Here is a 13,935-nt window from a genome sequence, read left to right as displayed (position 1 = left end):
ACTAGAGCCCTTGGATCAGCTTCCGATAATCCGTTACCGCGTCGAACTCCGCCGTATCCTTCGGCCCCTTGCGGCTGTCCGGCTCGCTGACCGCCAGCAGGTGCGCCACGCCGAAGTCCCGGGCGCTGCGCAGCACCGGCAGGGTATCGTCGATAAACAGGCTGCGGGCCGGGTCGAAACTCAGGTCGGCTTGCAGCGCGTCCCAGAACTGCGGGCTCTCCTTCGGGAAACCGTAGTCGTGGGAGCTGATCAAGCGCTCGAAGTAGGGCGCCAGTTCGATGCGCTCCAGCTTCAGCGACAGCGAATCCCGATGGGCATTGGTAATCATCACGACCCGTTTGCCTGCGCGCTGGATGGCCGCGAGAAATGTATCAGCGTCTTGGCGCAGGGCAATCAAGTGGGCGGTTTCAAGTTTCAATTCACGCACCGGCAGCTTCAGTTCGGCGCTCCAGAAATCCAGGCAGTACCACTGCAACTGGCCGGCGTTGCGCTCGAACAGCGGCTGTAACTCCATCTCGGCCATCGCCCGGCTGACCCCATGCAGCTCGGCATAACGCTGGGGCAGGTGCTCCAGCCAGAAGTGGTTGTCGTAATGCAGGTCCAGCAGGGTGCCGTCCATGTCCAGCAGAACCGTATCGATCTCATGCCAAGGCAACAAGGCCATAAAACTTCTCCAGCGGTAAGCAGATATCCGACACAAACAATCAGAATAGGCCGGGTATAGTAGCCCGCTATCGCCCAGGGAGCCGTTCATGCGCCAGAAACCCACCATACTCGACCGACGGATCGTCGCCACCAGCCGCCTGTTTTGCGTGGAAGAACTGAAACTGCGCTTTTCCAACGGTGTGGAACGCACCTACGAACGCCTGGCGGGCAAGGGCGCAGGCTACGGCGCGGTGATGATCGTCGCGATGCTCGATGCCGACCATGCCGTGCTGGTGGAAGAATACTGCGGTGGCACCGATGCCTACGAGCTCTCGCTGCCCAAGGGGCTGATCGAGCCGGGTGAAGATGTACTGGCGGCGGCCGAGCGCGAGCTCAAGGAAGAGGCCGGTTTTGGCGCGCGTCAACTGGAGCACCTGACCGAACTGTCGTTGTCTCCCGGCTACATGAGCCAAAAGATCCAAGTGGTGCTGGCGACCGACCTGTATGAAGAGCGGTTGGAGGGCGACGAGCCCGAACCGATGCGTGTGGACAAGGTCAATCTGGGCGAATTGTCGGCCCTGGCCCAGAATCCTCAATTCACCGAAGGCCGAGCGCTGGCGGCGTTGTACTTGGCGCGTGACCTGCTGACCCAGCGCGGAGCCTACCTGCCATGAATTTCCCCCATCCCCTGATGGCGCCCGTCATCGAGCTGGCGCTTGAAGCCGGTGCCGCGATCCTGCCGTTCTGGCGGGCCAACGTAGAAGTTGCGCACAAGGCTGACGAATCACCAGTGACCGCTGCGGATATGGCTGCCCACGATGTCATCGTGGCTGGGCTGACCGCGCTGGCACCGGATATTCCGATCCTCTCGGAGGAAGACGCCGATATAGCCCAAAGCGTGCGCGCCGAATGGAAACGCTGGTGGTTGGTGGACCCTCTGGATGGAACCAAGGAATTCATTTCCGGCAGTGAGGAATTCACCGTCAACATCGCGTTGATCGAGGACGGTCGCGTGGTGTTCGGCGTGGTCTCGATGCCCACCAATGGCCGCTTTTATGTTGGCGGAGCGGGACTGGGCGCCTGGCGTGCCGACAAGGGCGCCGAGCCTTCGCCTATCTCAGCACGGCACGCGATGGCGCCCGGTGACGTGTTTACCCTAGTCGCCAGCCGTCGCCACACCAGCCCGGAACAGGAGCGCCTCTTGAGCGGGTTAAGCGAAAGCCTGGGACCCTTGCAGTTGACCAATATTGGCAGTTCATTGAAGTTCTGCCTGCTGGCCGAGGGCGCGGCTGATTGCTATCCGCGGTTGGCGCCAACGTCCCAATGGGACACCGCCGCCGCCCAGGGTGTATTGGAGGGCGCGGGTGGCGAAGTGTTGGACCTGCAGGGTCAACCGTTCCGCTATCCGGCACGGGAGTCGTTGTTGAATACGTCTTTCCTGGCGCTGCCGGCGAAAGCGGCGTGGCGTGGAAAGTTGTTGGAGCTTGCTCGATCTTAAACCCTGATCTTTGGCCAGGAAGCTTTTGTGGCGAGGGAGCTTGCTCCCGCTCGGCTGCGCAGCAGACGCTTTGGGGCCGCTTCGCTGCCCAGCGGGAGCAAGCTCCCTCGCCACAGGGTCCTATTGCGCCAATTAACGGTGCAGCACGTACTGCCCTTCAAACTGCACCGCCATCTTTTCGCTATCCGCATTCATCACCCGCGTTTGCAACGCCAGCCTTGCCCGGCCGTAACGCCGATAGGTGGCCAGGAAGCGTTTCCAGGTTTTTTCATCCGGTGCGTCACAAATGACAGTCGCATCGCCGGTGACGGGCAGCGGATAAGTGATCTGCCCTTCCTGAATCACGATGTGTCCATCCTCGATGCCTTCCTCGCGCAAGGCCAGGTGCAGCCAGCCCCAGCCGCCAAGTACCGCGCCGCAATACAGGCTGCCGCCGAACATGGTGCTTTTATGATTGACGTTGGCCGCAAGCGGCAGGAACAGGCGCAGTTGTCGCGCTTGCCAATCGAGCACTCTCAGGCCCATGTCCTGGGTCAACGGGATGTCCCGGTGCAGGGTCGTTTCCAGGTAACGGCTGTCGCGGTTCATGCAGGCCCTCTTGTTTGAAGGTGAGTTGGCGGGCGCTCAATCGGACTCATCGGCCGAGCCAGGGTTGCTGTCGCCAAACGTAAGCCCGTGCTTGCGCAGTTTGTCGTGCAAGGTCTTGCGCGGAATGCCCAGCGCTTCGGCGAGGCTGCGTACCGAGCCGTGGGGGCGGGCCAACTCGGCGGCAATCAGGGTCTTTTCGAAATTCTCCACCTGCTCGCTCAGGCCGCCGCTGATGATTTCCACCGGCGCGCCGGGGGCAGTGTCGGGTGCGCTATTGTCCAGGGCCAGTTCCAAGCCCAGGGCGAAGCGTTCGGCGGCGTTCTGCAATTCGCGGACATTGCCCGGCCAGCCATGGCGCAACAGCAGCGCACGGTGGGCCGGCAGCAGTTCGTGGGGCGGCAGGCCGTGGCGCGCGCTGGCCTCATCAGCGAAATGCTGGAACAGCATCAGTACGTCCTCACCCCGTTCGCGCAGCGGTGGGATGCGCAGCGGCGCGACGTTCAGGCGGTAGTACAAGTCGGCGCGAAAACGGCCCTGATCGGCGGCTTGGCGCAGGTCTTCCTTGGTGGCGGCGATGACGCGGATGTCCAGCGGGATCTGCTGGTTGCCGCCCAGGCGCTCCACTACGCGTTCTTGCAGCAGGCGAAGCAGCTTGACCTGTACGTCCAGGCTCATGCTTTCGATTTCATCGAGGAACAATGTGCCGCCGTTGGCGAACTCGAATTTGCCGATACGGCGCTTCTGCGCGCCAGTGAAGGCGCCGGGTTCATGGCCGAACAATTCGCTTTCCACCACTGACTCAGCCAACGCGCCGGCATTGATGGCCACGAACGGCCCGTTACGCCGTCCAGACAGGTCATGCAGTGCACGGGCGACCACTTCCTTGCCGGCCCCGGTTTCGCCGAGGATCAGCACGTCGGCGCGGGTCGCCGCCAAGGCGCCGATCTGCTCGCGCAGGCGCAACATGGGGGCCGATTGTCCGACCAGCCGGGCGCTGAGCTCATGACGGTCACTGAGGGCCAGGCGCAGGCTGCGGTTATCCAGGACCAGGCGCCGCAAGGCCAGGGCCCGGCGTACGCTATCGAGCAACTGGTCACTGGCGAAGGGTTTTTCAAGGAAGTCGTACGCCCCGGCGCGCATCGCCTGGACCGCCAGAGGTACATCGCCGTGACCGGTGATCAGCAGCACCGGCAACTCCGGATCCTGGCTATGCAATTGGCCCAGCAGTTCGAGGCCGTCCATGCCCGGCATGCGTATATCGCTGACCACCACGCCCGGCCAATCGCGGGGCAGTTGCCCGGCCAGGCCGTTGGCCTCGCCCAAGGGCAGGATCTTCAGTCCAGCCAGGTCGAGGGTCTGGCTCAGGGCCTGACGCAGATGGGGATCGTCGTCGATCAGCACCACCTCAATCTGGTTATCGATGGTCATACACTACGGTCCTCGGACGGTTGCAGGCTCACCCCGGGCGCACCGGCGCGCAGCTTCAGGGTAATCAGGGCGCCGCCTTCCTTGTGATTGGCGAACAACAGTTCTCCGCCGAAGGCACGCATCAGGGTGTCGCAGATCGCCAACCCGAGGCCAAGCCCCTGGGTGCGCGTCTTGGTGGTGTAGAACGGCTCGCCGGCGCGGCCAAGGGCCTCCATGCAAAACCCCGGGCCATTATCGCGGATGTACAGGTTGACGCCGGTTTCCGTCGCCTGGGCACTGAGCCACAGTTTACGCGGTGGACCCTTTTCGGTCAGGGCGTCAAGGGCGTTGGCCAGCAAGTTACCGAGCACCTGGCGCAGGCGCGTTTCGCCGGCCTCCACCCACAAAGCAGCCGCCGGCAAGTCGCGTATCAGCTCCACTTCCATGCTGCGCCGACGTTTGGCGAGCAGTGCGAGGGCATCGTCGAGCGCCGGTTGGAGGGCGACGCTTTCCGGGGCGTGTCGGTCCCGGCGGGCGAAGGCGCGCAGGTGGGCGATGATCGAGGCCATGCGCCCGGTCAGTTCGTTGATCAGCTTGAGGTTGCCCCGAGCGTCTTCGGTGCGCTGGTGATCGAGCAGTATCTCGGCGTTTTCGGCATAACTTCGAATCGCCGCCAGCGGCTGGTTGAGTTCGTGGCTGATGCTGGCCGACATGGTGCCCAGGGCTGACAACTTGCCGGCCTGTACCAGATCATCCTGGGCGCGGACCAATTCCTGTTGGGCGTGCTCGCGCTCCAGCACTTCCTGTTTCAGGCGACGGTTGAGTCCCTCCAGGTCGCTGGTACGTTCCGCGACCCGGCCCTCCAGTTCGTGTCGAGCCTTGGCCTCGAAGGCGATCCGGTCCAGATAATGCCGCCGGCGTTGCATCATCAACCCGAGCAACAGCATCAACACCAGCAGCGCTGCACCGCCGATGGCCACCACCGTGCGTACTGGCCGGTCGATCAGCGTGCGCGGAGCGAGGATGCTCACGTTCCAGCCTGTCTCTTCGATGACCTGGGTCTGGGGCAGCCAGGCACCGCTGTCCAGATGGAGCGGTTTGGGGTCCCGTGTCGGGTAAGGCTGCACCGCACTGATTGCCTTGCTTTCTTGCTCGCTCAAGGGGCGAGTTGCGCGAAATCTCCATTCCTGGCGCGAGGTCAGGATCACGACGCCGTTGTGGTCGGTAACCAACAACTGCTCTGGGGTCTTGCCCCAGAGGCTTTCGGTGTGGTCGAGGTCAACCTTGACCACCAATACGCCGATGACTTTTTCGCGATCGCGTACCGCGGCGGCGAAAAAATAACCGCGCTTGCCTGACGTGGTGCCCAGGCCGAAGAAGCGCCCCAGGCGCCCGGCCATGGCTTCGATGTAGTAGGGGCGGAAGGCGAAATTGCGTCCGACGAAACTGTCGTGCTTGTCCCAGTTCGATGCCGCCAGGGTCTTGCCAGAGGCGTCCATCAGGTACATGACTTCGGCGCCGGTCTGGGCGCTGATGTTTTTCAGCAACCGGTTGGCATTGCCCTGGGTCACCCCATCGTCCGGCGCCGACAGGGCCGCGCGCAGGGCCGGCAGCTCGCCGAGAATCTGCGGCAGCACTTCATAGCGGTGCAGGGTCCCGAGGAGGTTGGCCACGTAGAGGTCGAGAGTCTGGCGGTTTTGTCCAGCCAGTTCGCTGCGGTAATAACGCTCGGCCAAATGCTCAAGCGGCCATAGCAATGGCGCCAGGCACAGCGCAAGCAGGGCCAGGCTGCGCCAACGAGGTCTGCGGGGAAGGGTGGAATTCATGAGCATGGGGCGCCTGTGGTGACAAGCGCATTATGCCTAGGACACACCTCAACGTCTTCGATCAGGCGAAGACTTCTGCCTGCTGGAGGGTTGCAGCAGCCAGATCCTTGCCTGACAGTTGTGGCTTGATATCACCCAGTTGCCAGTCGATATTCAATGCGGGGTCGTTCCAAAGCAAGCTGCGTTCGGACGCCGGGTCATAGTAGTTGGTCGTCTTGTACAGGAACTCCGCGAATTCACTCAAGACCACGAAGCCATGGGCGAACCCTGGCGGCACCCAAAGCTGACGGTGGTTATCGGCGCTGAGGCGCACGGCGACCCATTTGCCGAAGTTCGGCGAGCTGCGGCGGATATCCACTGCCACATCGAGCACTTCTCCGGCAGTGACACGCACCAGCTTGCCTTGGGTGTTTTGCAACTGATAATGCAGGCCACGCAACACGCCCTTCTGCGAGCGAGAGTGATTATCCTGCACAAACTGCGTTTCGATGCCGGTTGCGTCCTTGAGGGCCTTGGCGTTGAAGCTTTCATAAAAAAAACCGCGTTCGTCACCAAAGACCTTGGGTTCGATGACCAGGACATCGGGCAGCTCGGTGGCGATTACATTCATTGCGTGTCTCCAGAAGAAAGTATAGATGCGACCATTCTTGCCCAAAGCAGCGGGCGGCGCGAGCCCTGAGGTCAGAAGAAGGGGTTGCTAATCCCTTGGCTCAATGGCGTGATAGGCGTCCAAGACAAAACCTACTCAGGGGTCGTTGTATGCCGCTCGCTACGTTGGTTCATCGTGCCAGTTTGCCAAGCCCACAAATCAGCGCCGGGCAGGCGTTGGTATTGCTGCGCTCGAATTACGGACTCAGCGGTGACCTGCGACCCCTCGGCAGCCATCAGGACGTCAACTACCGCGTCGACAGCGAACGCGGCCGGTTCGTGTTAAAGATTTGTCATGGCAACTATGCCGTCCAGGAACTCCAGGCCCAGCATGCCGCCCTCAAGCTGCTGGCCGAGCATGGCGCGGTGAAAGTGCCGCGAGTGATCGCGGCCAGCAACGGCCAGGACCTGCTGACCCTGGAAGTTGATGGGCAGTCGGTTCATGTGCGACTGCTGGAGTACATCGACGGTCAATCCCTCACTCAACTGTTGCACCTTACGCCCGACTTGGTGACAGGTCTGGGAAGATTGTGCGCAGACATGGACTTGGCCCTGGCCTCGTTCGACCATCCGGGCCTGGAGCGCACCCTGCAGTGGGACGCACGCCATGCGCCGGCCTTGATTGACCATCTATTGCCCGTCATCAAGGACGATCAGCGGCGCCATTTGATCGCCGAGGTCGCGCAGCAGGCCGAACGGCGCTTGCAGCCGCTCAAGGCGAGCCTGCCGGTGCAGGCGATCCACATGGACATCACGGACGACAACGTGGTTTGGCAACGCGATGCCCAGCGCCAATGGCAGTTGCAAGGTGTGATCGATTTTGGCGATCTGGTTCGCACCTGGCGCATCACCGACTTGTCGGTAACCTGCGCGGCCCTGCTGCATCACGCCGGCAGCGATCCGTTTTATATCCTGCCGGCCATCAAGGCCTATCACGCGGTCAATCCGTTGCAGCGCGAAGAACTCCTGGCGCTCTGGCCCCTGATCGTGGCCCGCGCCGCGGTGCTGGTGCTCAGCGGCGAGCAACAAGTCGCTGTCGATCCGGATAATCAATACGCCCGTGACAATCTTGAACATGAGTGGGAAATTTTTCGCGTTGCCTGTTCCGTGCCGCTTGAATTGATGGAGGCGGCGATTCTTGCCGCCGCGGGTCACAGCCTGCCGTCGATTGCCAACGAGGGTTTCGCCCCCTTGCTGCCAACCTTGGTGGGGCGTGATTTTGCGCTGATCGACCTGGGCGTACTCAGTCCACATTTCGAGGCCGGCAATTGGGAACAGGCTGGAATTGACCAGCGTCTTCTCAGCGAAGGCGCGGCGCTGCACGGGTTGGCTGCCAGTCGCTACGGCCAGTACCGGCTGTCCCGCACCCGGCCGGACAGTGCCGTCGAGCCCGATACTTATCCGTTACACGTTGAATTGCATGTCCCTCAAGATACGCCGTTGGAGTCGCCTTTCGCCGGGGTGGTGCACAAGGATGCCGAGGGCCTGTTGCGGCTCGACGGTCCGCAGTTGAGCGTACGATTGTGGGGCGTATCGTCGTCATTGCATTCTGGCGCCGCGCTGGTCAGGGGACAGGTCTTGGGTGAAGTGGTTGGCCCGTTGCGGGTTCAACTGTGCCGAGGCGCGCATCTGACCCCACCATTGTTCTGCACGCCCTCCAGGGTGAAGGCCTGGCAGGCGCTTTGCCCATCGCCCGCGACGCTGCTGGGGCTGGCTTGCGATGCCGAGCCGGAAATCGATCCCGCCGCGCTGCTGGCCCGTCGCGATGCGAGTTTCGCTCGTTCGCAGAAGCACTATTACGTCGACCCGCCGCACATCGAGCGTGGCTGGCGTAACCACTTGATCGACATGCAGGGCCGCTCTTACCTCGACATGCTCAACAATGTCGCGGTGCTGGGGCATGGCCACCCGCGCATGGCGGCGGTCGCGGCCCGGCAATGGTCGCTGCTCAATACCAACTCGCGCTTTCACTATGCGGCGATCGCCGAGTTTTCCGAGCGCCTGTTGGCGCTGGCGCCATCGAACATGGATCGAGTGTTCCTGGTCAACAGCGGCACCGAGGCCAACGACTTGGCGATCCGCCTGGCCTGGGCCTACAGCAAGGGACGCGACATGCTCAGTGTCTTGGAGGCCTACCACGGCTGGTCGGTGGCGGCCGACGCGGTTTCGACCTCCATCGCCGACAATCCCCAAGCCCTCAGCAGTCGTCCGGACTGGGTGCATCCGGTGACCGCGCCGAACACTTATCGCGGCGAATTCCGTGGCGCTGACAGTGCGCCCGACTACGTGCGCAGCGTCGAACACAACCTGGCTAAAATCGCCGAGCAGAAACGCCAATTGGCCGGTTTCATCTGCGAACCGGTGTATGGCAATGCTGGCGGGATCGCGCTGCCACCGGGGTATCTGAAGCAGGTCTATGCCTTGGTGCGCGAGCGCGGTGGCGTCTGCATCGCCGACGAGGTGCAAGTCGGTTACGGACGCATGGGTGAGTTTTTCTGGGGCTTCGAGGAGCAAGGCGTGGTGCCGGATATCATCACCATGGCCAAGGGCATGGGCAACGGCCAGCCACTGGGAGCCGTCATCACCCGGCGAGAAATCGCCGAGGCGTTGGAAGCCGAGGGGTATTTTTTCTCTTCCGCCGGCGGCAGCCCGGTCAGTTGCCAGATCGGCATGGCCGTGCTGGATGTCATGGAAGAGGAAGACTTGTGGGAAAACGCCCGGGTGGTCGGAGCACATTTCAAGGCGCGCCTGGAGGCATTGATCGACCAGTATCCGCTGGTCGGCGCGGTGCATGGCTCCGGGTTCTACCTGGGCGTGGAGCTGATCCGCAACCGCGCCACCCTGGAACCTGCCACCGAAGAAACCACGGCGCTGTGCAACCGCCTGCGGGAGTTGGGCATCTTCATGCAACCGACCGGTGATTATCTAAACATCCTGAAGATCAAGCCACCGATGGTTACCACCCGTCAGAGCGTGGATTTCTTTGTCGATATGCTGGCGAAAGTGTTGGAGGAGGGGCTGTAGCCAACCGGGCGCTGCTGGTCATCCTGCAGGCGCGGGTCCGCCCGCGCATGCGGGGTACAGTAAGCCGATTTTTGTCGGCTTTTTTAGCGGTTTTTCCTCGTGTATGGTTTTTCTCCTCTTTCTAAGCCGATTTTTATCGGCTATAAAGTCGGCACTGCCATCGCCCAGGAGATGATTCATGACTCGCATCGTTACCGTCGCCGCCACTCAGATGGCCTGTTCTTGGGATCTCGAAGCCAATATCGAGACCGCCGATAAGTTGGTTCGCCAGGCTGCTGCCCAAGGCGCACAGGTGATTCTCATCCAGGAATTGTTCGAGACGCCGTACTTCTGCCAAAAGCCAAATCCGGACTATCTGCAACTGGCGACGTCGGTCGACGAGAACGTCGCCATCAAGCACTTCCAGAAAGTTGCCGAGGAACTGCAGGTTGTGTTGCCGATCAGTTTTTTTGAACTGGCCGGACGGGCGCGTTTCAACAGTATTGCGATCATCGATGCCGACGGTCAGAACCTGGGCGTGTACCGCAAAAGCCACATCCCGGATGGGCCTGGCTACCATGAGAAGTACTATTTCAATCCGGGCGATACCGGCTTCAAGGTATGGGATACCCGCTACGCCAAAATCGGCGTAGGCATCTGCTGGGACCAGTGGTTTCCGGAATGCGCTCGCAGCATGGCGCTGCAAGGCGCGGAGATTCTGCTGTACCCAACCGCCATTGGCAGCGAGCCGCACGACAAGACCATTTCTTCGCGCGATCACTGGCAACGTGTGCAACAGGGCCACGCCGGCGCCAACCTGATGCCGCTGGTGGCCAGTAATCGTATCGGCAATGAAGAGCAGGATGGCTACGACATCACGTTTTATGGCTCCTCGTTCATCGCCGATCAGTTTGGTGAAAAAGTCCAGGAGCTCGGCGAAACCGAAGAAGGCGTGCTGGTGCATAGCTTTGACCTCGACGAGCTGGAACACATTCGCAGTGCCTGGGGCACTTTCCGTGATCGGCGTCCGAACCTGTACGGCGCGGTCAAAACCCTCGACGGCTCACTGGAGTCCTGATTCATGACAACTTTGCACAGCACTGCGCGCGCGGATGGTTTTCATATGCCTGCCGAGTGGGCACCCCAGACTCAGGTCTGGATGATCTGGCCCGAGCGCCCCGATAACTGGCGCCTCGGCGGCAAGCCCGCGCAAGCGGCCCATGTGTCCGTTGCCAAGGCCATTGCCCGTTTTGAGCCGGTGACCGTCGCCGTGTCCGCCGCCCAGTATGAGAACGCCAAGGCGCGCCTTGATGTACCGAACATCCGCTTGGTCGAGATGTCCAGCGATGACGCCTGGGTCCGGGACACCGGGCCGACGTTTGTGATCAATGGCAACGGTGAGGTGCGCGGCGTCGATTGGGATTTCAACGCCTGGGGCGGTTTCGACGGCGGCCTGTATTCGCCGTGGAACCGGGATTCGCAGGTGGCCAGCAAAATCCTCGACATCGAGCGCAGCCAGCGTTATCGCACCGAAGGTTTTGTGCTTGAGGGCGGCTCGATCCATGTCGATGGCGAAGGTACCTTGATCACTACCGAGGAATGCCTGCTCAACCGCAATCGCAACCCGCATATGAGCCGTGAAGAAATCGAGGCAGTGCTCAGCGCCCAACTGGCGGTAGACAAGATCATCTGGTTGCCGGATGGCCTGTTCAATGACGAAACCGACGGCCATGTGGATAACTTCTGCTGCTACGTGCGTCCCGGCGAAGTGCTGCTCGCTTGGACCGACGATCCACAGGACCCAAACTACCCCCGCTGTCATGCGGCGATGGATGTCTTGCAAAACAGCACCGACGCCCAGGGACGCTCGTTCACAGTGCATAAGATGCCTATTCCCGGGCCGTTGTACGCCACTGAAGAGGAATGCGCGGGCGTAGACGCCGTTGAAGGTTCCCAGGAACGCAATCCGAGCGTCCGCTTGGCCGGCTCGTACGTGAACTTCCTGATCGTCAACGGGGGCATCATTGCCCCAAGTTTCGACGATCCGCTGGACGCCCCGGCAAGGGAATTGCTGGAAAGTCTTTTTCCGGAGCATGAAGTGGTGATGGTGCCTGGCCGGGAACTGTTACTGGGGGGCGGGAATATCCATTGCCTTACCCAACAGCAACCCGCGCCGCAGATAAAATGAGTGGCGTTGTAACAGCCCGGTAAGATCGGTCGCAACGGCTCTGCGCCGGACTTTTTGGATCCATCCTGGCAAGCCCGCGTCCCGATTGGGGCGCGGGTTTTTTTGTGTCTGGTTTGCTAGCGACGGGCGACGTTGGCATAGCTCTTGTATCGCCATCCAGGCAGTTCCGGAAAGCGGGGCTGCGTTGTTTTGTCATAAACCTCGGATAGATTGGCCGCTCATCAACCAGGAGGGCGCTGGAATGAACATGATAAGCGAGCGCGCATGCCATCCTTTGGCTGTTAATGGTGAGTCGCTTCAAGCCTTGGCGCAGTGGTTGAAGTCCAACGGAACGCGTCAGATCAGGGAGCCTGATCCGCGGCGGATGATCATGGAGCGCTATCCCGTTGGCCTGTTCAGCGAGGCGGAGCTGGAAGCGTTGTGGGATGTGATGCAAGGATAGAATTCGAAGGATTGATAAGAAGCGCTGGCCGGGATGGCAGCGCTTTTTTTACGCGCGCTGATTTCTGTTCGGCAGGAGACATTCACCTAACGTCTTAGACGTTTTTCGCCTAATCACAGACGATTCATGAAATTGACACAGGCTTCAGGGCGCGACTAGGATTCGCCCACGCCTGTGGCCAACAGCCATGACTCTTAAATAATAAAAAGGCCCGACACGGTAAAATCGTGGGCGGGCCTTTTCATTATTTCCAGGAGCAAGAGTCTGAAAAGAGCGCGAAAAGCGCCGTTTCGGTTGCCGGTTGCAGTGCGTATCAACCTCGTACAAGGAAAATAATCATGTTGAACACACGCATCAGTTTGATCGCACTGGGGATATTGAGCAGCACACACGCCATGGCCAACGACCAAGCGCAGTCCAAGGGGTTTGTTGAAGACAGCAGCTTGAAGGTGCTGTTGCGCAACGCCTACATCAACCGCGACTACAAGGACGGCAACCAGGACAAGGCCGAATGGGGCCAGGCGGCCATCGGTACGTTCTCGTCCGGGTTCACCCAAGGCACCGTGGGCATCGGTGTAGATGCGTTCGGCCTGTACGCATTGCGTCTGGACGGCGGCAAAGGACGCACCGGTGCACAGGGCATCGATTTTTTCAAAAAGGGTGACAGCGGCAACGCGGCAGATGACTTGTCCAAGTTCGGCGCCGCGGTGAAATTCCGTGTCTCCAACACCGTGCTGGCTTACGGTGACCAGATGCCGGCCCTTCCGGTGTTGAACTATGACAACTCCCGCCTTCTGCCGGAAAGCTATACCGGCACGTTGATCACCTCTAAAGAGATCAAGGGACTGGAACTGAACGCCGGCCGTTTTACCGCCGAGTCGCGCAAGAGCGCCGAGGGTCGTGACAGCGGCGGTTTGAAGTCGATCAACGTGTTGGGCGGCAGCTATCAGTTCACCGAACAGTTCAAGGCTTCGCTCTACGCCTCGGATGTCGAGGACGTATTGAAGAAGCAGTACGTGAACGCCAACTATGTGTTCCCGCTGGCCAAGGATCAGTCGCTGACCCTGGACTTCAACGGCTACCGCACCAAGCTGGACAACAGCTACGTTCGCGAAAACAACGTCACTGGCGACGACAACAAGATCTGGAGCCTGGCAGCCACCTTCGCCACCGGTCCGCACAGCTTCACCCTCGCTCACCAGCGCAGCACGGGCGACAGCAACCTGGGCTACGCCTACGGCGGCTATCAGCGAGGACAGAATCGTGTCGGCGATGGCGGCAACACCATCTACCTGGCCAACTCCTACTGGTCGGACTTCAACGCCGAAGACGAACGCAGCTGGCAACTGGGCTATGGCCTGGACTTCACGACCTTCGGTGTACCGGGCCTGACCTATAACGTGGCGTACGTGCGCGGCGACAACATCACCACCTCCACCAGCGAGGGCGGAACCGAGCGCGAAATTTTCAACCAGTTCAAATACGTGGTCCAGGGCGGCCCGGCCAAGGATTTGAGCGTACGGTTGCGCAGCTCGGTATTGCGCGTGTCGCAAAAATCCAGTGAGTACAACGTCAGCGGGAATGAGCTGCGGGTGTTTGTGGATTATCCGATTAATGTTTTTTGAGGTTGATTGGGGTTAGGAAAGCTATATGAAAAATCCCGGCCTAGTTGTTAGGCCGGGGTTTTTTA

Annotated in this window: 12 protein-coding genes; 7 read left to right on the top strand and 5 right to left on the bottom strand. The window is 60.9% G+C overall.

Annotation, left to right across the window (positions count from 1 at the left end; all coding sequences use genetic code 11):
* Window position 1 precedes the first annotated feature (1 nt).
* Complete coding sequence (yrfG, locus tag J3P82_RS24510; RefSeq protein WP_434559268.1) at window positions 2-664, bottom strand: GMP/IMP nucleotidase; 663 nt, start codon at window positions 662-664, stop codon at window positions 2-4.
* Between the two features lie 88 nt (window positions 665-752).
* Between yrfG and nudE the strand changes: the two genes are divergently transcribed.
* Complete coding sequence (gene nudE, locus J3P82_RS24505) at window positions 753-1,319, top strand: ADP compounds hydrolase NudE (RefSeq protein WP_186612611.1); 567 nt, start codon at window positions 753-755, stop codon at window positions 1,317-1,319.
* Window positions 1,316-2,143: a 3'(2'),5'-bisphosphate nucleotidase CysQ gene (gene cysQ, locus J3P82_RS24500; protein WP_434559266.1), complete on the top strand. Its 828-nt coding sequence runs from the start codon at window positions 1,316-1,318 to the stop codon at window positions 2,141-2,143. The genes nudE and cysQ overlap by 4 nt, the downstream gene beginning before the upstream one ends.
* A 132-nt stretch (window positions 2,144-2,275) precedes the next feature.
* On the opposite strand, the gene J3P82_RS24495 is transcribed toward cysQ, so the two are convergent.
* The 4 genes from J3P82_RS24495 to rfbC all read right to left on the bottom strand — a co-directional run bounded on the left by J3P82_RS24495 (window position 2,276) and on the right by rfbC (window position 6,574).
* On the bottom strand, window positions 2,276-2,731 hold the full coding sequence (locus J3P82_RS24495; RefSeq protein WP_434559264.1) for a YiiD C-terminal domain-containing protein: 456 nt from the start codon (window positions 2,729-2,731) through the stop codon (window positions 2,276-2,278).
* Window positions 2,732-2,767: 36 nt separating this feature from the next.
* Window positions 2,768-4,159, bottom strand: coding sequence for a sigma-54-dependent transcriptional regulator (locus tag J3P82_RS24490; RefSeq protein ID WP_434559262.1), 1,392 nt, complete (start codon window positions 4,157-4,159; stop codon window positions 2,768-2,770).
* Window positions 4,156-5,964: a sensor histidine kinase gene (locus J3P82_RS24485; RefSeq protein WP_434559260.1), complete on the bottom strand. Its 1,809-nt coding sequence runs from the start codon at window positions 5,962-5,964 to the stop codon at window positions 4,156-4,158. The genes J3P82_RS24490 and J3P82_RS24485 overlap by 4 nt, the downstream gene beginning before the upstream one ends.
* Window positions 5,965-6,025: 61 nt before the next feature.
* A complete protein-coding gene (gene rfbC / locus J3P82_RS24480; protein WP_434559258.1) occupies window positions 6,026-6,574 on the bottom strand; it encodes a dTDP-4-dehydrorhamnose 3,5-epimerase in 549 nt (182 codons plus the stop codon).
* A 149-nt stretch (window positions 6,575-6,723) separates the two neighbouring features.
* Here rfbC and J3P82_RS24475 point away from each other — a divergent pair, with 149 nt between their 5' ends.
* The 5 genes from J3P82_RS24475 (at window position 6,724) to J3P82_RS24455 (ending at window position 13,870) form a co-directional block, all read left to right on the top strand.
* Entirely contained in the window at window positions 6,724-9,636 is a 2,913-nt protein-coding gene (locus tag J3P82_RS24475) for an aminotransferase (protein WP_434559256.1), read from the top strand.
* Window positions 9,637-9,814: 178 nt separating this feature from the next.
* On the top strand, window positions 9,815-10,693 hold the full coding sequence (gene aguB / locus J3P82_RS24470) for an N-carbamoylputrescine amidase (RefSeq protein ID WP_434559254.1): 879 nt from the start codon (window positions 9,815-9,817) through the stop codon (window positions 10,691-10,693).
* 3 nt (window positions 10,694-10,696) lie between these two features.
* Window positions 10,697-11,803, top strand: coding sequence for an agmatine deiminase (gene aguA / locus J3P82_RS24465; RefSeq protein WP_434559252.1), 1,107 nt, complete (start codon window positions 10,697-10,699; stop codon window positions 11,801-11,803).
* A gap of 241 nt (window positions 11,804-12,044) precedes the next feature.
* Entirely contained in the window at window positions 12,045-12,245 is a 201-nt protein-coding gene (locus J3P82_RS24460) for a hypothetical protein (RefSeq protein ID WP_434559250.1), read from the top strand.
* Window positions 12,246-12,583: 338 nt separating this feature from the next.
* Window positions 12,584-13,870: an OprD family porin gene (locus tag J3P82_RS24455; protein ID WP_434559248.1), complete on the top strand. Its 1,287-nt coding sequence runs from the start codon at window positions 12,584-12,586 to the stop codon at window positions 13,868-13,870.
* The last annotated feature ends 65 nt before the right edge of the window (window positions 13,871-13,935 follow it).

It is taken from the genome of Pseudomonas sp. Z4-20 (genome assembly GCF_051131955.1).
Classification (GTDB): Bacteria; Pseudomonadota; Gammaproteobacteria; order Pseudomonadales; family Pseudomonadaceae; genus Aquipseudomonas; species Aquipseudomonas marvdashtae.
The sequence above is the reverse complement of the archived record's forward strand: the minus strand, read 5'-3'. Positions and strand labels throughout refer to the sequence as shown.